Here is a 20,629-nt window from a genome sequence, read left to right as displayed (position 1 = left end):
CCTAGCGCCGTGCCAGGTCGCGGTAGCGGCCGTCCTGCAGCGCGGGCACCGCGGCGCTGACGTCCTCCTGCGCGGCGATCTCCACGTCGTCGGGAAAACCGGCCTCGATCAGCTCCTGGCCAGACAGGCTGGCGCGGAAAGTCGCGGGCAGCTCGTCCTTCATCTCCCGGTAGGCCGCCCGGGCGGCCCGCGCCTCGGCGCTCAAGCTGCCCTCCAGGCGGGCCAGGATGGCGCCGGCGCCCAGCAGGTCCTCGATCGCCGGACGCAGGCTGCCGCCGGGCCAGTGTTCCCCGGCTGCGATGACGGCGATCTTCTCACCGGCCTGCTGCACGGCGGCGGCGACGGCGGTGGCGTTGCGCAGGCAGCCGGCGAAGCCGCGCCGGTCGCGCAGCATGGCCGAGAGCGCCGAACCATTGGGCGAGGGCAGCAGCAGGCGGGTGCCGGGCGCCAGGGCGGTGAGCGAGGCGGGCGACAGGCTGGGCCCGCCGGCGGCGTCCCGGCGCGGCCTTGCCAGCACCGCGGCACCCTGCCGCGCCGCCTCGTCCGCGCCGTACTTGCCGAGGGGAAAGGGCAGCACCTCGGCGCCGCGCGCCACGGCGACGTCGACCGAGGTGCTGAAGCAGAGTGCGTCGACAATGACGAAGGCGTCGCAGCGCTCGTGCAGCGCGGTCAATCCGGCGCCGCCCCAGGCGAAATCGATCTCCGGCCCATTCATGACGGCCTCCCGCTGGACGGTGATGGGGAAGGACCGGGGTCTTAACGCGGATGGACCGGCGCTGTCGCCCCAAAAAAGAAGCGGCCCGTAAAGGGCCGCTTCGATACGTGAGATGAAAGGGCGCCGTCAGCCGTTGGCGGCGTGACCCAGCGGGGGGGCTTCCGCAGGAGGCTCGCCGCCGCTGTCCGCCCGGTCCAGCGAGGTGCGGCGCGCCGCTTCGGCCCGCTCCAGTTCGCGCGCCAGGTCGCCGACGCGGCGGATGATCTCCTTCACCGTCGGTGCCGTATCGGCCGGCGCTTCCGCGGCGGCTTCTTCCTCCGCGGCGGCATGGTCTTCGGCCGCGGCTTCGGGCCCGGCCATCTCGGGCTCGGCCATCTCCGGCTCGGCCATCTCCGGCTCTTCCGGCATGGTTTCGGCGCCTTCGGCGACCGTCTCGACGAAGGCCTCGTCGGCGGCGTTCAGCTCCGCCATGGCGGCGAGGATCCCATCGACGCCATCGTCGGCCGTCTCGGATCCCGTCTCGTCGGCCGTCTCGGCCTCGGGGGATTCCATCACGGACGGCTCCGCCTCAGTCTCGGCCGCGGAGTCGTCCATATCGGTCTCATCCATGCCCAGCTCGTCGGCCGCCTCTTCGGCCACCTCTTCGGCCATCGCCGGCTCGTCGCCGCCTTCGCCGGTCGTCTCGTCGCCGGTCATCTCGTCACCGGCCGTCTCGTCACCGGCCATCTCGTCACCGGCCATCTCGTCATCGGTCATCTCGCTGTCGGCGGCGGCCAGCTCCGGCGCGTCGCCCTCGGCTTCGGCCCCGGCGTCGCCGATGGCCTCGGCGGCGTCGTCCGCCGCCATCGCGTCGTCCGCCATCGCTTCCACGGGCGTCTCGTCGCTGGCCATCTCGTCGCCGGGGATCTCGTCGCCGGCGATCTCGTCCACCTCGCCGTCGCCGTCGGCGGTGGCATCGAAGGCTTCATCGGCGGCTTCGTCAGCGGCGGCCTCGGCCCCGGTCTCGCCTTCGCCCTCGGTCTCGCCCTCGGCTTCCGGTTCTGCTTCGGCCTCGACGATCAGCGCCGCCGCTTCGGCCGGGGTGTCATCCGTCTCGGGCTCGACCACGGCATCCAGGGTGGCGGCGAGGGCGTCATCGTCCGCCGCGTCGTCTTCCGTCGCCCCGACGGCTTCGGCGTCCGCGGCAGCGGCGGCGCCGGCGGCCCCGGCTACCAGCGCACTGACGCGCGATTCCAGGTTCTGCAGGGTTTCGGTGAAGGTCTTCTCTTCGATGGCGCGCAGCATCGAGTGCAGCATGCTGCGCAGCTCTTCGTTCTCTTGCGCCAGGCGCTCGTTCTCCTGCGTCAGGCGCTCGTTCTCGGCGGTCCGCTTTTCGATCTCGCCGCGCGCCGCCGCAAGCTCCTCACGCAGGCGCTGGTTGTCGTCGATCTGCTTTTCGATTTCGTCGCGCGCCGCGGCGAGCTGCGCCTCGATCGTTTCGATCAGGCCGATCACGCGCTGGCTGTAGTGGCGCTGCTGCTCGTCCATCAGGCCGAAGCGCTTCTCGGCGGCCTCAACACGTTCACGCAGGTCGTTGATTTCGGTCATTTCCTGGGGGGCCTCTTAACTGCTGACCCCTGCAGCCTGCCAGGAAAAGGTAAGCTTTTTCCTAATGGCAAGAATTTGTTTACCACGGCTGTTAAGGTCCGCGGCGCGCCCTCGGAACGGCGGCGGAGTGCGCTTTTTCCCGGGTTTTGGCCTCAGGAACCGCGCCTCTCGGCGCGGTAGGCACGCTCTCCCTCGATCAGGGTCCATTCCACGAGACGGCGCAGCACCTTGCCGGCCGCCTCGTCGAAGGCCTCGATGATCTGCGGCAGGCTGTCGGCGGCGGCCGTAACGCGTCCGTCGAAGGACTGCGAGGCGACAATGGCACGGCGCGGCATCTGCACCAGCTTGGCGTTGATGCTGACCCAGGTCTCCGGCGCGCCCCCGTTGTAATAGATCGCCTGCAATTCGCGCAGCTCCGTTTTCAGGATGAAGTCAGCGCGCAGGCCGATCGACTCGCGGCCGATGGAGACGATCTTCTGCGAATTCTCGAAGGATTCCACCATGAGGGTCTGAATCATCAGCGGCGCACGGTCGGCCCAGCCGGAACGCGCGTAGTACTCGATCTGCGTCGGGCTGCGCTGCAGCGCGATGCGCGTGGTGTTGAGGCCGGCATCGGCCACCGGCGGCTCCAGCACCAGCTGCCAGTCGACCGTCGGCAGGTCGTCCTCGAAGGAGCTCTTGGGCGTCAGGCGGAACAGCTCCGGCGGTGGTCCCTGGCCCGGCACCGGCAGGCTGCAGCCCGGCGCCAGTGCCACCACCGGCAGGGCGGCGACCGCGCGCAGCAGGCGCCGCCGGCCGAGCCGGGCGTCGAGCAGATTGCTGGAGGGCGTTGCTTGGGTCATCGGGATATCGGCTCCATAAGCTTACTGTTGACCACCGTAGCCTGGCTCCGCTTCATAGCCTTGCTGCTGGTCGCCGAAGATAAAGCGGGCGGGGTCGCGCTGCACCTCCGTGGTGACGCGGTTCAGCACCACGATCAGCTCGCGCGCCTCGGTCAAGAGGTTGCTCAGCTCGTAGAGGCCGGTGTTGGTGAAGTCGCGGATCGGCTCGCGGTTTTCGGAAATCATCGCTTCCAGCTGCGTCGTGGCGCCGTTCAGGTGGCCGGCGGTGGTCTGCAGGCTGGCGATCAGCTTGCGCGCGTCCGTGCTGGTCAGGGTCACCTCGCGGTCGATGCTGCCGGCCATATCCTCGAAGCTGCTCAGGGTACTGTCGGCGCGCTCGGTCAGCGTCTCGACATTGGTCTGCAGTGAGCCCGCCATGGTCTCCAGGCTGCCGGTCGCGTCGCGCAGGTTCTCCATGGTCAGCGCCGCGTCGCCGATCAGCTTCTCGATGCTGCCGCGGTTCTCGGCGAAGGCGGCGGTGATTTCGGTCAGGTTGCCCACCAGGTTCTCGACGTTCTGCAGGTTGCGGTCGCTGAGCAGCGCCTGGGCGCGCAGCAGCAGGATGTTGACGTTCTCCAGGATCTCCGGTGCGTCTTCCAGCACCTGCTCGAAAGAGGAGTGCCCGGGCCGGATCTCCGCCAGCTTGCGCCCCGGCGGCGGCTCCAGCGGCGGGGCCGAGGGCGAACCGCCGGACAGCTGCACGTAGCGCCCGCCGGTCAGACCTTCCAGCTCCAGCGTCGCGATGCTGTCGGCGCGCACCGGCGTGCGCTTCTGCACCTCGATGGTCACGCGGATGGCGGTCGGCCGGTCCTCGTCCAGGTCGACGGAGATCACCTCGCCGACGCGCACGCCGCTGTAGCGCACGGCGCTGCCCTCGCGCAGGCCCGTTACCGTGCTCTCGAAGACGATGTCGTAGCGCTCGAATTCCTCTTCGAACTGGAACTTGGCGAGCCACAGCACGAAGCCGAGCAGGCCGAAGGCCAGCAGCAGGACGAAGAAGCCGACCATGATGTAGTTGGCGCGTGTCTCCATGACGACTTCTCAGGCCCCTTCTTGCGGCGTCGCTTGCGATTGGTTGTGCCGGGCCGCGCGGTGGTCTTCTTGCGCGCTGCGCTGGGCGCTGCCGGCGGCGGCGCGCCCGCGGGGGCCGCCGAAGTATTCCTGGATCCAAGGATCGGGCTCGCGCATCAGTTCGTCGATGGTGCCCACCTTAACACGTTTGTTCACCAGCACGGAGACACGGTCGCAGATGGCGTAGAGCGAGTCGAGGTCGTGGGTGACCATGACCACGGTCAATCCCAGGGCGCGCTGCAGGTCGCCGATCAGAGAGTCGAAGTTGGCCGCGCCGATGGGGTCGAGACCCGCCGTCGGCTCGTCGAGGAACAGGATGTCGGCATCCAGCGCCAGCGCGCGGGCCAGGCCGGCGCGCTTGCGCATGCCGCCGGACAGCTCGGCCGGAAACTTGTGCGCCGCGTCGGGCGGTAGGCCGACCATGGCGAGCTTCACCTCGATCAGCTCGTGGCGCAGCGCCGGCGGCAGGTCGCTGTGCTCCTTCATCGGCACCTCGATGTTCTGCGCCACGGTCAGCGAGGAGAACAGGGCGCCGTCCTGGAACAGCACGCCCCAGCGCGCCTGCAGGTCGCGCATCGCGGCATCGCCGAGGGCCGCCAGGTCCTGGCCGAAGACGACGATGCGGCCGGCGCGCGCCTTGTTGAGTCCGATGATGGTGCGGATCAGCACCGACTTGCCTGTGCCCGAGCCGCCGACCACGCCCATCACCTCGCCGGCGCGTACCGAGAAATCCAGGTTGTCGTGAATGACCGTCGGTCCGAACTGCGTTCTCAGGCCGGTGACCGAAAGGATCTCCTCGCCGCGCCGGATGCGTCCCGACCCGATCTGGCCGCCGCCGTTGGAGAGGGTCGCCGCCTCGCTCATGCTCAGACCCCGATGACCGAGAAGAAGATCGACAGCATGGCGTCGAGCACGATGACCAGGAAGATCGATTCGACCACCGCGCGCGTCGTCTGACGGCCGACGGACTCGGCGCTGCGCGATACCTGCAGGCCCTCGTAGCAGCCGATCATGCCGATGATGAAGGCGAACAGCGGCGCCTTGATGATGCCGATCCAGAAGGTCCACAGGGTGACCGCGTCGCTCAGCTGGCGGGCGAACTGGAAGAACGAGATGTCGAGCACGATGGTCGCCATCACCGCGCCGCCCAGCAGGCCCATGAGGTCGGCGTAGAAGGTCAGCAGCGGCAGCACCAGCACCAGCGCGAAGACCCGCGGCATCACCAGCACTTCCATGGGATCGAGCCCCAGGGTCTGCATGGCGTCGATCTCCTCGTTCACCTTCATGGTGCCGATCTGAGCGGTGAAGGAGGAGCCGGAACGTCCGGCGACGATGATCGCGGTCAACAGGATGCCCATCTCGCGCAGCACGCCGACGGCGACCAGGTCCACCGTGAAGATCTGCGCGCCGAAGCGGGCCAGTTGGTCGGCGCCCTGGTAGGCCAGCACGATACCGACCAGGAAGGAGATCAGGCCGACGATGGGCAGGGCGTTCAGGCCCGTCTGCTCCATGTGGGCGATCAGCGGCACCAATCGGATGCGCCACGGCCGCAGCAGGGTGCGCAGGAGCACCGTCACCGTCAGGCCCAGGAAGGACAGCAGGTCGGCGGCCTCCTTGCCGATGCGCACCGTCTCCCGGCCGATCCTCAGCGCGACGGCGATCAGCGGGTTGTCGGGCGGCGGCGCCGGCGGAAGCTCGCAGTGCTGCCTTGCGATGGTGCCCAGCAGGGTCTCGATGGCGGGCGTGCTGCCGACCAGGGTGACGGTGGCGCCGCGCTGCTTCAGGTCGTCAAGGGTGCGGTCCAGCACCCAGGCGCCGGCGCTGTCCAGCGCGCTGCAGGCGGTCAGGTCGACGACGGCCTCGCGCGCACCGTCCAGGTCAAGCTTGCGCAGTACCGGGTCGTGGCGCGCCAGCTCCTGGGTCGTCCAGGCGCCGGCGAATCCGAGGCGCAGCACGGCGCCCTCACGCCGCAGCTGCAAGGTCGACGCCGCGCCGGCGCCCAGGCCGAGATCCTCGGCGGCGCTCACGCTCGTCTCCGCCGGTACCGCTCCGGCATGCCGGCAATCCCCTTCGTCGCCATTTTCCCAGACTTTTCAGAGCCTAAGGCCATAACCTCACGGCTGCCCCATCATAGACTAAGGGGCCGCTTTGTCGCCTCGCATTGATACCTACCACGGATTTGCCGGCCGCCGGAGCCCCGCTCAGGCGCAGCGCACCTCCGCCTCGTGGCGCACCGGGAAGTTCACCGAGTTGGCAATGAAGCAAGTCCGGTGCGCCTCTTCGTGCAGCGCCTCGCCGCGCGCCACATCGCTGCCGGCGGCAAGCGTCACCCTGGGGCGCAGCACCACCTCGGTGAAGCGCCCGCCCTTGCCCTCCTGCTGCATGGTGCCGCCGGCGTCATCTTCGTAGGCGACGACCTCCAGGCCTTCCAGCGCGGCGAGTGCCAGGTAGGACAGCATGTGGCAGGCCGACAGGGACAGCACCAGCATGTCCTCCGGGTTGTGCAGCTTGGGGTCGCCGCGGAAGGCGGGATCGGCCGAACCGGTGACCGGCGGCTTGCCGGGGAATTCGGCGCGGTATTCGCGCGAGTATCCCTGGTAGGTTTTGGTGCTGCCGCCCGCGACGCCGGTCCAGGTGACGTGGGCTTCGTAGTGATGTTCCTTGCCGCGCGGCATGGTGCGGGTCTCCCTTATTAGTCGTCTATGCGTGCCGCCATCTGCCGATTCCAGGCGTTGTCGCGCCTGACGTCGGCACGCTCGGACAGCAGGGCGCGCGCCAGCGCCGGCTTGCCGCCCTTCACCGCCGCGTCGATCAACAGCTGCTCGAAGAGGTCGCGCTGGGCGCGACTGCCGCCGATGCGGTTCAGCGCGGCGCGGTGCGGCAGCAGGGCGTCGACCGCCTCGCCGTAGCGTGCGCGCCGGTGGGCCAGCACCGCCCGGCACAGCGGCAGGCCGACTTCGTGGGCGACATCGGCCTCGGTGCCGTATCCGGTTGCGAAGCGCTCCAGGCTTTCCAGCAGGCGCTCCGCCTCGCCCGGGCGCCCGGCGGCGGCCGAAGCCATCAGGAAGTGGGCGTCGGCGAAGACCAGCATGTGGTCCTCGGCCAGGCGCGCCGATTTCTCGGCCAGCTCGGCCCAGCGCCCGCCGACGTCGATCCCGCGCTGCTCCAGGCGCCACAGCAGGGCGACGGCGTTGCTGATATCCAGATACTCTTCGGAGAGATCGCCGCGCACCTTGGTGTCGTAGTGCGCCAGCACCGCGTCGCTGCGGCCCTGCTCCAGCAGGAACAGGCAGCGGTGCCAGTAGACGTGGTAGGCGAAGTTGTTGCAGCCGGCCCAGTGCTCTTCCAGGCCGTCGATCCAGGGCGCGCCCTCGCCCGGGCGGTCCTGCATCTCCATCACGTGGGCGACGGCGTGGGCGGCCCAGATGTCGCTGGGATTGCGTTCCACCGCCGCGCGCCCGGTGGCCTCGGCGGCGGCATAGTCGCCCGTCTCTTCCAGGGCGAAGGCCTTGAGGCCCAGCACGTAGCCGTAACCCGGCACGGCCTCGCTCCAGGCATGGAAGGGCCGCGCGACCGAGCCGCGCATCGCCGCGGCGTCGCCCAGATAGAAGTGCAGGTACTGCGCCAGCTTCAGCGCCACGATGTCATGCGGATGATCCAGCAGGATGGCGTCGTAGCAGTCGGCCGCCGCCGCCATGTCGCCCGACAGCCAGGCCTCCAGGGCGCTCAGGTGCTGCGCCTCGCGCGGAACCAGCCCCGCCTCGGCGCCGGCGGCCTGCGCGTCGGCCAGCGCCTTTGCGGCGCGTGCGGCGAGATCGCGCTTGGCGAACAGCAGCAGAAAGCAGCCCTTCAGCGCGTGCGCCAGCGGCATCGCCGGATCGAGCGCCAGGGTCTCCTTCAGGCGGTCGCCGGTCGCCAGCTGGAAGCCCAGGTAGGCTTCCACCGTGGCATCGAAGGCCCGCTGGGCTTCGGCCCTGGCCGCCGTCTGCGCCAGGCCCCGGATATCGTGCTGCATCGTCTCGTCTCCCGGCTCGCGCGGCGGCGCCAAGATAGCCGGAACGATGAGCGCACGCAAAACATCGAGGGGCAAAGACCAGGAGAGACTGCCTCAGGGCACTACCAGTTCGGCCGCGTGCAAGGCCAGGCCCAGCAGCGCCGCGCCGCCCAGCAGAGGGCCGGTCGCCAGCCTGTAGCGGAACACGGCGATCAGCGCCGCCGCGGCCAGGGCCGCCGCCGCCCAATCGATCGAGGCGGGATCGGGCACGGCCACGCGCAGTCCGAAGCCTTCAAAGACGCCCACCTCGCGGAACACCACATGGAGGGCGAACCAGATGGCGAGGTTGAGGATCACGCCGACCACCGCGGCGGTGATGGCGGTGAGCGCCCCAGACAGCGCGCGGTTGCCGCGCAGCCGCTCGATATAGGGCGCGCCGAGGAAGATCCACAGGAAGCAGGGTGCGAAGGTCACCCAGGTGGTCAGCAGCCCGCCGAGTACCCCGGCGGTCAGCGGTGCAAGGCCGCCGGGGTCGCGGAAGGCGCCCATGAAGCCGACGAACTGGGTCACCATGATGAGCGGACCGGGCGTGGTCTCGGCCATGCCGAGGCCGTCCAGCATCTCGCCCGGCGCCAGCCAGCCGTAGGAGCCGACGGCCGCCTGGGCGACATAGGCCAGCACCGCATAGGCGCCGCCGAAGGTCACCACCGCCATCTGGCTGAAAAACACGGCGATGTCGCTGAACACGTTGTCCGGGCCGAGCAGCGCCAGCAACAGGGCGGTCGGCCCCAGCCACAGGGCCAGCAGCACCGTTGCCAGCTTCAGCGAATGCCCGCGCCCGGGCCGGGCGTGGTCCGGCACCCCGGTGCCCAGCAGGGTGTCGGCATCGTCCACGCCGCGCGCGCTGGACGCGCCATGGCCGCCGTTGCCGGCGAAGACCCTGTGCCCGCTGCGGGCGCCGAAGAAGCCGATGGCGCCGGCCGCCAGAATGATGGCGGGGAAGGGCGCGGCGAAACAGAAGATGGCGATGAAGGAGGCCGCCGCCAGCGCCACCATCGCCGTGTTCTTCAGGGCGCGCTTGCCGATACGCACGACGGCCTGCAGCACGATGGCGAGCACCGCCGCCTTCAGCCCGAAGAACAGCGCGGCGACGAAGCCGACGTCGCCGAACAGCGCATAGATGATGCTGAGGACCATGATGGCGGCCATTCCCGGCAGCACGAACAGCAGGCCGGCGATCAGCCCGCCGGCGGTGCGGTGCAGCAGCCAGCCGATGTAGACGGCCAGCTGCTGGGCCTCCGGCCCCGGCAGCAGCATGCAGAAGTTCAGCGCGTGCAGGAAGCGCGCCTCACCGAGCCAGCGTTTCTCCTCGACCAGGATGCGGTGCATGACGGCGATCTGTCCCGCCGGGCCGCCGAAGCTCAGCAGGGCGATGCGCGTCCACACCGCCACGGCTTCGGCGAACCCGGGCCAGGGGCGGCCGTCGGCGCCCAGGGGGCGAGAGTCCAGAGTCGCGATTTCAGACATAGGCGGACTCCGGGGTGGGCTCCGGCCTGGCGGCCGGCCAGTTGTGGGTCTCGGTCGCGGCGTCGCGGGTCCAGAGGTAGAAGGCGTCGTAGAGCACCATGCCGGCCTCCAGCTGCGCCAGGTCGTCCGCGAACATCCGCGATAGTCCGAGTGACGCGGCGAGCAGCCCTGCCGCCTCGGGGGCCAGGTCGGGCCGCGCGGTATCTGCGCCACGCACGATAGTGGCGAGGCGCTGCAGGGCGTCGGTGCCGAGGCCGAACTCCGCGACCATGGTATCGAAGGTGCAGCGCTCGCCGCGGTGGCTCCAGAACACGCCTTCGATGTCGAAGGGCGTGGCGCCGAAGCGCTCCGCCACTGCCGTGGCCTGCGAGGCCTCGACGAACAGGAAGACGGCGCGGGGGTCGACGAAGCGGCGGATCAGCCAGGGACAGGCGATGCGGTCGATCTTCGGGCGCGCGCGGGTGACCCACAGGGTGCGTCCATCGGCATCGCGTGGCGGCAGCTTTGCCTGCGGCACCAGCGGCAGGCCGGCGGCCTTCCAGGCCTGGAAGCCGCCCTCCAGGCTGGCCGCTTGGGCGCCCGCATGGCGCAGCCAGGCGATCGCGCCCTGACTGATCTTCAGGCCACGGTCGCAGTACACAATGACGTTGCTGTCGGCGTAGTCCTGGGCCCATTCGGCCGCACGCAGACCGGGTCTGCGCACCGCGGCGGGGATCAGGCGCGGGTCGGCACTGAAGTCCTCGTCGGTGCGGGTATCGACGATGACGGGGCAGTCGGCTGTGCCGATACGGTCCAGCAGGTCTTTTGGTGAAAGTGTCGTTCGGTCAGGCATGGATGCGTTCCTCCCAAGACAGGATGAGAACGCGATGCTTGGGCACGCTGCCTGACGGGGAGATCGCGGGTCCCCGAACCCCGCGATTCGACGCTCAATGCGGGGCGTTGTCAAGGTGACGCTGCGCGGCCCCAGTGGTCGAGCGCCGCGCGCAGTTCCTCGGCATGGTGGGCCGCGGCCTCCGGACCCCGGTCGGGGCCGTGATAGCGGCCGAGTTCGCTCAGCAGCTGAAAGAAGCCGCGGCCCGGAACCCCGCGCCCGTCGGCGCCCCTCTGGGCGCGGCTGACGGCGAGGGCCGCCAGCAGGGGCCGGCCGGCGGCGTGGTCCTCGCGCACCACATCTTCCAGCAGGATCGTCAGGCGGTGGATGGCGTGCGGACCCGGCATGGGCAGGCGGCGGGCGAGATCCTGGTAGGTCACGGTCTCGCCGGCCGCGGCGCAGGCGATGAGTTCGCGGCGCAGGGCCTCGATCAGCCTCGAGTCCTCGGCAGTCGGGTCGGTCATGGGTGGGGCTGCTCCTTCGCGCTTTCCCTTCTGTGGCAAAGCTGCGAGAGAGAGGCAAGGATTCTGGTTCCGGGTTTGGGAGTTCCATGTCGCGCAGCGTCGATGTCATCGTTCTCGGTGCCGGGGCCGCCGGCCTCATGGCGGCGGCCGAGGCCGGCAAGCGCGGCCGCTCGGTCCTGGTGATCGAAAAGTCGAAGAAAGCGGCGGAGAAGATCCGCATCTCCGGTGGCGGGCGCTGCAACTTCACCAACCTCCACACAGGCCCGGCGAACTTTCTCTCGAACAATCCGCGCTTCTGCGTCTCGGCGCTGAAGCGCTTCACGCAGCGGGATTTCCTCGCCCGCGTCGAGGCGGCGGGCATTGCCTGGCACGAAAAGACGCTGGGCCAGCTGTTCTGCGACGGCTCCTCCCAGCAGATCATCGACCTGCTGCTGCGCGACTGCGCGGCGGCGGGGGTGACGATCGAGACGGCGGTCGCGACCACCGCGGTGGAAAGGCGCGGCGACCGCTTTCACCTGACGACCGATCGCGGCGCTTACGACGGTGTGTCCCTGGTGGTGGCGACCGGCGGCCCCTCGATCCCCAAGATGGGCGCCACCGGCTTCGCCTACGATCTCGCGCGGCAGTTCGGCTTGAAGGTGGTGCCGCCCAGGCCCGCGCTGGTGCCCTTTACCTTCGACCCGCTGGTACTGGAGAAGCTGAAACCCTTGAGCGGCGTTTCCGCCGAGGCGGTGGTCTCCTGCGGCAAGACGAAGTTCCGCGAGGCGCTGCTGTTCACCCACCGCGGCCTCAGCGGCCCCGCGATTCTGCAGATCTCCTCCTACTGGCATCCGGGCGACGAGATCGTCATCGATCTGCTGCCGGGCCGCGACGCCTTCGAAGACCTGCGCAAGGCACGCGCCGAGAAGCCGAAGCTGGAACTGCACAACTGGCTGGCGGATCTGCTGCCGCGACGCCTGGCCGTGATGCTCTGCGAGGAAGCGGGCCTGGCCGGTCGCCTCGCCGATCTCTCCGACAAAAAGCTGCGGGGGCTTGCCGACCTGGTGAACCGCTGGCGCCTGAAACCCGGCGGCACCGAGGGCTATCGCACGGCGGAGGTGACCGCCGGCGGCGTCGACACCGACGAGATTTCCTCCAAGACCTTCGAGGCGAAGACGGTCCCCGGCCTCTTCTTCATCGGCGAATGCCTCGACGTCACCGGCTGGCTCGGCGGCTACAACTTTCAGTGGGCCTGGTCCTCCGGCCACGCGGCAGGGCAGGCGGTCTGAGCGCCGCAATCGATTGCCATCGCCGCCGCGCGTTCCTATCTCACCTCTCGAATGCAAGAACAGAGAGGCAGGCAGCGGATGAACCCCCAGAGTCTTCTTGAGCAGTTCCTCGGGCCGGACGCGGCCCGCTCGGCCGGCGGCTTGATGGATCAGGCCCGCGGCAAGCTGAACAACAGCGGTATGGGCGGGGTCGCCGGCGGCCTCGCGGCCGGTGGCGTGCTCGGGCTGCTGCTCGGGAACAAGAAGGCGCGCAAGTCCGTCGGCAAGCTGGCCGGCGGTGCCGTCGGCTACGGCGGCGCCGCGGTGCTCGGCGCGCTCGCCTACAAGGCCTATCAGAACTGGCAGGCCGGCAAGCAGGGACCCCAACAGGTGACTGCTTCGGGTGCCCAGCCGGCACCGGCCGCGCTGCCCAGCGCGCCGCCCCCGGCGGACTCCAAGTTCCTGCCGGCAAACGCGCCGGCCAGCGACGGGCGGCCCTTCGAGCTGGCGCTGGTGCTGGCGATGATCGCCGCGGCCAACGCCGACGGCCACATCGGCCCCGACGAGCAGAAGGCGATCTTCGATCGCGTCGGCCAGCTGCCCCTCGATGCCGAGGACAAGGGCTTCGTCTTCGACGCGCTCGCCAAGCCGCCCAGCCTGCAGGACATCGCCAACCTCGCACAGGGCCAGGAGCAGGCGGCGGAACTCTACCTCGCCTCGCGCATCGCCATCGACCCCGACCATCCGATGGAACAGGCCTATCTGGAAGCGCTGGCCAGCCGCCTGGCGCTGCCCGGCGCGTTGGTTCAGCACCTCGAGGGTCAGGTGCAAGCCGCCCTGGCCTAGGCCCGCCTGCCTGGTCCGCTCATCTGCCGGCCGGTGTTCATCCGGTGGGTACACGGGCGGGAGGGGTGTGTTGCAGCGCGCCCGCTCCCCCGCTAGTTTCCGTCAGCCACCACGCTGGAGGTCAGCCATGCCCCCCTACACCGGCGGATGCCTGTGCGGAGCGGTGCGGATCGAGATCACCGCCGCGCCCTATCGTGTCGGAATTTGCCATTGCCTGGATTGCCGCAAGCGCCAGGGCGCGCTGTTCCACAGCTTCGCCGTCTTCCCCCTGGATGCGGTGACGGTTACCGGCGAGACGCGCGAATTCAAAACCCGGTCCTTCTGCCCGACCTGCGGCTCACCACTGTTTGACCGCTGGGACGACGAGTTCGAATTGCACGCCGGCTGCCTCGACTTCCCCGACCAGCTTACGCCCACCTACGAGAGCTGGACGATCCGCCGCGAGGCCTGGCTGCCGCCTTTCGACGTCGCCAAGCGCTACGAGCGCGACCGCACCGCCAAAGGCCGCACGGAGTCCTAGCAGGCTGCTCCCAACGGCCTGATTGACCGCGTGCTTCGAGACGCCTGCTGCGCAGGCTCCTTAGCATGAGGTCAATCATTTCATACTCCACCATCATCCTGAGGAGCCGCCGCAAGGCGGCGTCTCGAAGCCTCATCCTGAGGAGCCGCCGCAAGGCGGCGTCTCGAAGGATGGGCCACAGATCGGGCGCCCTTTTTCAGCAGCCCGCTGGATTGGCGGCATGAGTGCCCAGGCATTGAGGCGCGCCGCCCGGGCTTGCGACCACAGGCCGCAGAATGGACACCGCCTGAACTCTTGCCGTCTGCCGGGCTTTCCGCGACACTCCGGCCCGCTCGACAGACCAAGAGCCGCCGCTTGAAGGCGCGCCGTCCAGCCAATTTCAGCGAGGCCCCCTATGCCGAAGTTCAAGACCCTCGACGACCTCGACGTCGCCGGCAAGACCGTGCTGGTGCGCGTCGACTTCAACGTGCCGATGTCCGGCGGCAAGGTGAGCGACGCGACGCGCATCGAGCGCGCGGCGCCGACCATCCAGGACCTGACGGCCAAGGGCGCCAAGGTGCTGCTGCTCTCCCACTTCGGCCGGCCCAAGGGCAAGCCGAACCCGGAGATGTCGCTGAAGCCGCTGGTGCCGGCGATCGAAAAGGTGCTGGGCCATGACGTCGCCTTTGCCGAGGACTGCATTGGTGCCAAGGCGGAAACGGTCGCCAAAGGCCTCAAAGCCGGCGGCGTCGCGCTGCTGGAGAACCTGCGCTTCCACGCCGGCGAGGAAGCCAACGACGTCGCCTTCGTGAAGGCCCTGGCGGCGCTGGGCGACGCCTACGTGAGCGACGCCTTCTCGGCGGCGCACCGCGCGCACGCCTCGACGGAAGGCATCGCGCGCCTGCTTCCGGCGGCGGCCGGGCGCCTCATGCAGGCCGAACTGGAGCATCTCACCGCGGCGCTGGAAAAGCCGAAACGCCCGGTGGCGGCGATCGTCGGTGGCGCCAAGATCTCCACCAAGCTGGACCTGCTGGGCAACCTCGTCGCCAAGGTCGACATGCTGGTGATCGGCGGCGGCATGGCCAACACTTTCCTCAACGCCGTCGGCGTCGACGTCGGCAAGTCGCTCTGCGAGCACGACCTGGCGGACACCGCGAAGGAGATTCTCGCCAAGGCCAAGGCCGCCGGCTGCGACGTGGTGTTGCCGACCGACGCGGTGGTGGCGGCCGAGTTCAAGGCCGGTGCGCCCAGCGACGTCGTCTCGGTGAAGGCGGTGCCCTCCGACAAGATGATCCTCGACTGCGGCCCGGCGACCGCCGAGCACCTCGCCAAGCGTCTCACCGACTGCGCGACCCTGGTGTGGAACGGGCCTTTGGGGGCCTTCGAGATTCCGCCTTTCGACAAGGCGACCAACAGCGTGGCGCAAGCGGCGGCGAAGCTGACGAAAGACGGCAAGCTGCTGACCGTGGCCGGCGGCGGCGACACCGTGGCCGCGCTCGCCCATGCCGGCGTCATCGACGACTTCTCCTATGTGTCGACGGCCGGCGGCGCCTTCCTGGAATGGCTGGAAGGCAAGACCCTACCCGGCGTGAAGGCCCTCGAGGACGCTGCGTGATTTTCTTCTTCCTCTCCCCTTGCGGGAGAGGGATGCGAAGCCTTGGCGAGTGAAACGAGGCTAGGCGTAGCTGGGTGAGGGGTGAACGGCGGCGCGACGCCCCCTCACCCTCCCGCTTCGCGGGCCCCTCCCTCTCCCACGAGGGGGAGAGGGTTCTCACCCCAGCCGCGCCGTCAGGATCTTGATTCCCGCGGCGGCGAAGGCGATGGCGAAGACCGCCTCGAACCAGCGGCGCAGCCTGGCGTAGCCGGCGGCCATCGGCGGGCTGGAGAACAGCAGCGCGTAGGCGTGAAACAGCACGAAGCTCTGCAGGCCGATGGCGGCGATGACGAGCGCCAGCGTCGCGGCTGACGTGCCTGCCGGCACGCCGACGGCATAGAGCGAGCCGAAGAACAGGATCGCCTTCGGATTGGTGAGATGCAGCAGCAGGCCGCGGCGGTAGGCCGACCCGAGGGAAGGCGCCGCGACCTTCGTGGCGACGGGAACTTCCCGGCGCAAGGCCGAACGGGCCGACTTGACCGCCAGGAACAGCAGGTAGGCGGCACCGAGGTAGCGCATCGCCTCGAACACCCAGGCATTGGCCAGCATGATGACGCTGAGGCCGGCTGCCGCGCCGATCGACCAGGTGAGCGAGCCCGTGGTGATGCCCGAGGCCAGCGCCAGTCCGTAGGGCCGGCCCGAGGCCATCGAGGTGCCGGCGATGGCCAGCGTCGCCGGGCCGGGGCTGGCCGTGGCGATCAGCGCGGCCAGCAGGATGAGCGGCAGGTTCACGTCAGCGATCATCACTTTTTCCTTTCCTCTCCCCTCGTGGGAGAGGGATGCGCAGGCTTGGCGAGTGAAGCGAGCTTAGCCGAAGCTGGGTGAGGGGGCAGCAGTCTTGCCAAACCTTAGACGACAGAGCGGCGTCGCCACCCCTCACCCTCCCGCTTACGCGGGCCCCTGCCTCTCCCACAAAGGGGAGAGGGAATCTACGCAATCGCGCGCATCGCCTTCATGTTCTCGATCAGCTCGGCGACGGCGGCTTCCGACATCTCCGGGAACTGCTGCCGCAGGGAGGTGGCGCTGACCGTGTCGCGGCTCATGATGAAGCTCACCTGCTTGGCGACGGCCTTGGGCACCTCGACGTGCTGCTTGCCGTCGGTCAGCATGGGGCGGCCGTTCTGCTGCACCACGCGCACCTGCTTGCTGACGCGGTAGTCGCCGCCCTTTGCCGCCTTGGCCGGGGCGCAGGGCATCTTCACCTGGCTTTCCAGGTCGTAGCTCTTGAAGGCGTAAGGCCAGGACTCGACCGCCTTCACCGCGGCGTCCTGCGCGGCCTTGCCGGCGAGGATTGTCTCGACCTTCCTGCCCATCTTCTTCAGCAGCGTGCCGAGCGCGGCGGCATCGGCCCGGTGCGGCAGGTCGGCGCGCAGCTCGGGGTCCTGCACGGCGGCTTCCCAGATGATGCCCAGCAGGTCCAGCGGCTTGGGCATCGTCACGCCGAAGGCGATGTGGAGCGCGCCGTTCGCCGAGGCCAGGGCGTCGTGATAGCGCCCGCGCGGGATGTACAGCAGATCGCCCGGCTGCATCTTCACCTGCTCGGCCACCTTGCCGGCGCGGCGTTCGCGCTCGGCGTCGCCGAACTGGAAGCTCGGGTGGTTGATCGGCGTGCCCTCGCGGTTCTCGTAGATGTTCCACACCTTCTCGCCGTTGCAGTGCACGGCGAAGACCTCGTGCACGTCGCAGTGCGGGCCGAAGGCCTGGTGCTGCGACATGGAGAAGTACACGTTGGCCTGGCTGCGGCCGCCGGTCGCCTCCTGCAGCTCGTTGGCGAACTGGCGCACGCCGGGCGACAGCGCGTCGACGTCGTTGAGGATCACCGAGGCGCCCTTGCCGATCCAGCGCTGCACCAGATCCGGATCGGGCCGCAGCGCGCTGCCCTCGGGCCCCAGCGCCAAGGTTCGCGTGCAGTAGTCGGGCAGCGGCACCGGGTTGCGGTCCATCATGACCTTCAGGGTCTGGGGCGACCACACCGAGGTCATCGACATCAGGCCGTTGAGGCCGGCGAGGGTCATGATGGCGGCGCTGCGCTCGGGCGTGCCCTTCACGTGCAGGTGCTTCCTGCCGAAGTACTCGCGGAAGAAGGTGTCGCGGTCGAGGGGCGCCAGCAGGCTGTCGAGGAGGGTGGTCATCTGCCGCTCGCAGGTTTCGCTGCTCCCGGTATAGGGCGACTCCCCGCCGGGTGCAAGGCGGGCCCGGAAGCCGGCTCAGAAGACGGCGCGGCCCCAGGAAATCAGCACCAGGGCGCCGGCTCCGGCGGCGACGCCCAGGCCGATGCTGCGGCGGGCGACGAAGAAGATCGCCAGCGCGATGACGGCGCCGGCGATGCGGTCCGCCGTGGCGGTCTGCGCCAGGGGCCCGTTGGGCAGCAGGATCATGCGGGCGATGAGCCCGGCCAGCATGGCGTAGGCGACGCAGGCCACCCACTCGAAGAGGCGGCTGCCGGCGTCGATGCGCCCGGACAGCGCGACGCCCAGGGCGCGCCAGAAATAGGTCGCCAGGCCACCGACGATGACCATGGCATAGGGCCACCAGGGGCCGCCGTTCAGGCTTTGCTCAAGCATCGCCGCGGCCCTTCGGCCTGGACGGCAGCACGAGGTCGAGGCCGAAGGCGATGGAGCCGGCCGCGACGCCGGTCGCCAAGAGGCCCCAGTCCGGCGAGACCAGGTGCAGCGGCGGGCCCAGCAGGGCGCCGACCACCAGCGCCAGGATGCGCGCGCGGTGGCGCGCGTCGGCGACGAAGACCAGCATGAAGTAGATCGGGTTGAGGAACACCAGCCCCAGGGTGACGTAGCCGGGCAGCAGGCCGGTCAGGTAGAAGCCGAGGGCGGTGGTGACCAGGCACATCGCCCACAGCGCGGTGCCGAAGGCGGCGAAGTAGGGCAGGCGCTGCTCGGGCGGCAGCGTCGGGCAGACCCGCATGCCGGCCGCCCAGGCGGTCACCGCCACGTAGTGCGAGACGAGGTAGTAGGCCCAGGCGGGGGTGCCGCGGGCGCGCAGGTAGGGCATCAGCGATACCGTCATCGGCAGCAGGCGCGCGTTGGTCATGCCGACGGCGGCGGCGACCAGCAGCAGCGAGCCGCCCAGGCTGTAGAGCTCGACGACGACGATCTGTCCGGGCAGCGCCCAGCCGGAAAAGGTGGAGAAGATGCCGAGCCAGACGTCGAGGCCGGCGCCGTGCACCAGTGAGCCGAAGCCGACATAGGAGGCGCCGAGCACCAGCATCGGCACGCCGAGCGAATCCTTCAGGCCGGCCAGCGCCGCGGCGCGCGGCGAGGTGAAGGCACCGGAAGGATGAGCGGCGGGGTCGGACTTTGCGGGCGAGTCGCTGGGGACGGGCATCGCCCGCAAAGCTAGCGGCGCCTCAGGGGGCGGGCCAGCCGTTAATCGGACAGGGCTGCCATGCAGATCCCTGGCGGCTGGCGGTACCAGCGCGGCAGAGGGAACTCAACGCTCAGAATTGTCTAGAAAATTAGTCGGTTACCAGGCAACAATACGCGTGGAGATGGTACCAAAGCAAAACAAGCCCCTATCAGTTGTAGGGATAAATCGGCAGTCAAGCGGAGACGTATTGGGAAGGGGTCTCGGCCTTTTTTGATGGGGTCGGGATTCCGGCTGGGAGCGTCTGTGATTGAGATTGAGGATCGGCTCGGCACAACCGGTGACGATTATGTGCCGCTGCGTCTATTAGTTTTGCTCGTTCCGCTTCGCCACCGGTTTGTCCTCTGTCAGGGGGGGCAGATCCCGGATGGCGCGCGCAGGCTGGCAAGCGCGTGCCGGTGACCACCCCCAGCCGCGAGGCGCACTTCCGTGCCCTGCTGGAAGCGGCACCGGACGCCGTGGTGATCACCGACGGCGACGGCAATATCGTGCTGGTCAACGTCCAGACCGAGCGCCTGTTCGGCTATGCGCGCCGCGACCTCATCGGCCGGCCGGTGGAGATCCTGGTGCCTGAGCGCCTGCACGACCGCCATGTCGGTCACCGCCTCGGCTTCGTGGCCGCGCCGCGGGTGCGGCCGATGGGCGAAGGCCTGGAGCTGTCGGGGCGGCGTGCCGACGGCAGCGAGTTCCCGATCGCCATCAGCCTCAGCCCGGCCGATACCGACGAGGGCACGCTGGTCATCGCCGCCATCCGCGACGTCACCCGGGCCAAGCAGGCGGAAAAAGAGGTGCGCGACCGCGAGACCCGCTTTCGCGCTCTGCTGGAGGCGGCGCCCGATGCGATCGTCATCGCCGACACTCAAGGCCGCATCGAACTGGTAAACGCGCAGACCGAACGGCTGTTCGGCTATTCGCGCGACCGCCTGATCGGCCAGCCGATCGAGATCCTGGTCCCCGAACGCATCCGCCGCGGGCATGTCGCCTACCGCGACGCCTTCATCGCCGCGCCCCGCGTCCGCCCCATGGGTGAGAACCGCGAATTGTTCGGCCAGCGCGCCGACGGCAGCGAGTTTCCGGTCGAGATCAGCCTCAGCCCGGTACACACGGAGCAGGGGACGCTGATCATCGCCGCGGTGCGCGACGTCACCGACCGACAGCGGGCCCGCCACGAAATCGAGACGCTGAACGAGCGGCTGCTGCGCGACAACACGGAACTGGCGGCGGTGAACAAGGAGCTGGAGTCCTTCAGCTACTCGGTCTCCCACGACCTGCGCGCGCCGCTGCGCGCCATCGATGGCTTCAGCCAGGCGCTGCTGGAGGACTCCGCCGACCAGCTCGACGATACCGGCCGCGACTATCTGAACCGGGTGCGCCGCGCGGCGCAGCGCATGGGCGTCCTGATCGACGACCTCATCATGCTGTCCCGCGTCACCCGGGCCGACATGCACCTGCGGCAGGTCGACCTCAGCGCACTGGCCCAGGGCATCGCAGAAGATCTGCGCGCGCGAGATCCGGCCCGCATGGCCGATTTCGCGATCACCGGCGGGCTGACGGCGCAGTGCGACGCGCGCCTCATCCAGATCGTGCTGGAAAACCTGCTGGGAAACGCCTGGAAGTTCACCGCCGGGCGGACGCCGACGCGCATCGAGTTCGGATCCTGCCGCCAGGACAAAGGCGAGGCCTACTTCATCCGCGACAACGGCGCCGGATTCGACATGGCGCATGCCGATCAGCTGTTCCGCGCTTTCCAGAGGCTGCACGACGCGGCGCGGTTTCCCGGCACCGGCATCGGTCTCGCCACGGTCCAGCGCATCGTCACCAAGCACGGCGGCCGCATCTGGGCGGCCGGCGAGGTCGACAAGGGCGCGACCTTCTATTTCACGCTGGAGTAA

General features: G+C 69.4%; 20 protein-coding genes. 5 read left to right on the top strand and 15 right to left on the bottom strand.

What is annotated here, in order from left to right:
- Window position 1: 1 nt before the first annotated feature.
- From WDC82_RS04790 to WDC82_RS04740, 11 genes are all read right to left on the bottom strand, one after another.
- Complete coding sequence (locus WDC82_RS04790; protein WP_340116116.1) at window positions 2-715, bottom strand: 2-phosphosulfolactate phosphatase; 714 nt, start codon at window positions 713-715, stop codon at window positions 2-4.
- Window positions 716-841: 126 nt separating this feature from the next.
- On the bottom strand, window positions 842-2,302 hold the full coding sequence (locus tag WDC82_RS04785; RefSeq protein ID WP_340116115.1) for a hypothetical protein: 1,461 nt from the start codon (window positions 2,300-2,302) through the stop codon (window positions 842-844).
- Between the two features lie 152 nt (window positions 2,303-2,454).
- A complete protein-coding gene (locus WDC82_RS04780) occupies window positions 2,455-3,144 on the bottom strand; it encodes an ABC-type transport auxiliary lipoprotein family protein (protein ID WP_340116114.1) in 690 nt (229 codons plus the stop codon).
- 21 nt (window positions 3,145-3,165) lie between these two features.
- Window positions 3,166-4,215 (bottom strand): MlaD family protein, encoded by a 1,050-nt coding sequence (locus WDC82_RS04775; RefSeq protein WP_340116113.1) that lies wholly within the window; start codon window positions 4,213-4,215, stop codon window positions 3,166-3,168.
- Window positions 4,216-4,224: 9 nt separating this feature from the next.
- The gene (locus WDC82_RS04770; protein ID WP_340116112.1) at window positions 4,225-5,118 is read right to left on the bottom strand and encodes an ABC transporter ATP-binding protein; all 894 of its coding nucleotides are present in this window, start codon (window positions 5,116-5,118) and stop codon (window positions 4,225-4,227) included.
- Between the two features lie 2 nt (window positions 5,119-5,120).
- Window positions 5,121-6,281, bottom strand: coding sequence for an MlaE family lipid ABC transporter permease subunit (locus WDC82_RS04765; RefSeq protein ID WP_340116111.1), 1,161 nt, complete (start codon window positions 6,279-6,281; stop codon window positions 5,121-5,123).
- A gap of 174 nt (window positions 6,282-6,455) precedes the next feature.
- Window positions 6,456-6,929 carry an OsmC family protein gene (locus WDC82_RS04760; RefSeq protein ID WP_340116110.1) on the bottom strand — a complete coding sequence of 158 codons (474 nt, stop codon included), beginning with the start codon at window positions 6,927-6,929 and terminating at the stop codon, window positions 6,456-6,458.
- A 17-nt stretch (window positions 6,930-6,946) separates the two neighbouring features.
- Complete coding sequence (locus tag WDC82_RS04755; protein WP_340116109.1) at window positions 6,947-8,269, bottom strand: tetratricopeptide repeat protein; 1,323 nt, start codon at window positions 8,267-8,269, stop codon at window positions 6,947-6,949.
- Window positions 8,270-8,362: 93 nt separating this feature from the next.
- Window positions 8,363-9,775, bottom strand: a complete 1,413-nt coding sequence (gene chrA / locus WDC82_RS04750) for a chromate efflux transporter (RefSeq protein ID WP_340116108.1) — start codon at window positions 9,773-9,775, stop codon at window positions 8,363-8,365.
- Window positions 9,768-10,607 (bottom strand): sulfurtransferase/chromate resistance protein, encoded by an 840-nt coding sequence (locus WDC82_RS04745; RefSeq protein WP_340116107.1) that lies wholly within the window; start codon window positions 10,605-10,607, stop codon window positions 9,768-9,770. Before WDC82_RS04745 ends, chrA begins: the two co-directional genes overlap by 8 nt.
- 110 nt (window positions 10,608-10,717) lie before the next feature.
- On the bottom strand, window positions 10,718-11,110 hold the full coding sequence (locus WDC82_RS04740) for a hypothetical protein (protein WP_340116106.1): 393 nt from the start codon (window positions 11,108-11,110) through the stop codon (window positions 10,718-10,720).
- 86 nt (window positions 11,111-11,196) lie between these two features.
- On the opposite strand from WDC82_RS04740, the gene WDC82_RS04735 reads away from it, so the two are divergent.
- The 4 genes from WDC82_RS04735 (at window position 11,197) to pgk (ending at window position 15,317) form a co-directional block, all read left to right on the top strand.
- Window positions 11,197-12,378 (top strand): NAD(P)/FAD-dependent oxidoreductase, encoded by a 1,182-nt coding sequence (locus WDC82_RS04735; RefSeq protein WP_340116105.1) that lies wholly within the window; start codon window positions 11,197-11,199, stop codon window positions 12,376-12,378.
- Window positions 12,379-12,456: 78 nt separating this feature from the next.
- Window positions 12,457-13,203 (top strand): tellurite resistance TerB family protein, encoded by a 747-nt coding sequence (locus WDC82_RS04730; protein WP_340116104.1) that lies wholly within the window; start codon window positions 12,457-12,459, stop codon window positions 13,201-13,203.
- Between the two features lie 127 nt (window positions 13,204-13,330).
- On the top strand, window positions 13,331-13,723 hold the full coding sequence (locus tag WDC82_RS04725) for a GFA family protein (protein WP_340116103.1): 393 nt from the start codon (window positions 13,331-13,333) through the stop codon (window positions 13,721-13,723).
- Window positions 13,724-14,117: 394 nt separating this feature from the next.
- Window positions 14,118-15,317 carry a phosphoglycerate kinase gene (gene pgk, locus WDC82_RS04720; protein WP_340116102.1) on the top strand — a complete coding sequence of 400 codons (1,200 nt, stop codon included), beginning with the start codon at window positions 14,118-14,120 and terminating at the stop codon, window positions 15,315-15,317.
- Between the two features lie 156 nt (window positions 15,318-15,473).
- Here the strand turns inward: pgk and WDC82_RS04715 are convergent, their stop codons facing one another.
- The 4 genes from WDC82_RS04715 to WDC82_RS04700 all read right to left on the bottom strand — a co-directional run bounded on the left by WDC82_RS04715 (window position 15,474) and on the right by WDC82_RS04700 (window position 18,698).
- Window positions 15,474-16,100 (bottom strand): LysE family transporter, encoded by a 627-nt coding sequence (locus tag WDC82_RS04715; RefSeq protein ID WP_340116101.1) that lies wholly within the window; start codon window positions 16,098-16,100, stop codon window positions 15,474-15,476.
- A 185-nt stretch (window positions 16,101-16,285) separates the two neighbouring features.
- Window positions 16,286-17,488: a JmjC domain-containing protein gene (locus tag WDC82_RS04710; RefSeq protein ID WP_340116100.1), complete on the bottom strand. Its 1,203-nt coding sequence runs from the start codon at window positions 17,486-17,488 to the stop codon at window positions 16,286-16,288.
- Window positions 17,489-17,563: 75 nt separating this feature from the next.
- Entirely contained in the window at window positions 17,564-17,920 is a 357-nt protein-coding gene (locus WDC82_RS04705; protein WP_340116099.1) for an AzlD domain-containing protein, read from the bottom strand.
- Window positions 17,913-18,698 (bottom strand): AzlC family ABC transporter permease, encoded by a 786-nt coding sequence (locus WDC82_RS04700; protein ID WP_340116098.1) that lies wholly within the window; start codon window positions 18,696-18,698, stop codon window positions 17,913-17,915. The genes WDC82_RS04705 and WDC82_RS04700 overlap by 8 nt, the downstream gene beginning before the upstream one ends.
- A gap of 437 nt (window positions 18,699-19,135) precedes the next feature.
- Between WDC82_RS04700 and WDC82_RS04695 the strand changes: the two genes are divergently transcribed.
- Window positions 19,136-20,629 carry a PAS domain S-box protein gene (locus tag WDC82_RS04695; RefSeq protein ID WP_340116097.1) on the top strand — a complete coding sequence of 498 codons (1,494 nt, stop codon included), beginning with the start codon at window positions 19,136-19,138 and terminating at the stop codon, window positions 20,627-20,629.

Origin of the sequence: Pelagibius sp. 7325 (genome assembly GCF_037652055.1) — a bacterium.
Taxonomy (GTDB): domain Bacteria; phylum Pseudomonadota; class Alphaproteobacteria; order Kiloniellales; family Kiloniellaceae; genus Pelagibius.
This window is presented reverse-complemented; position numbering and strand designations above follow the sequence as displayed.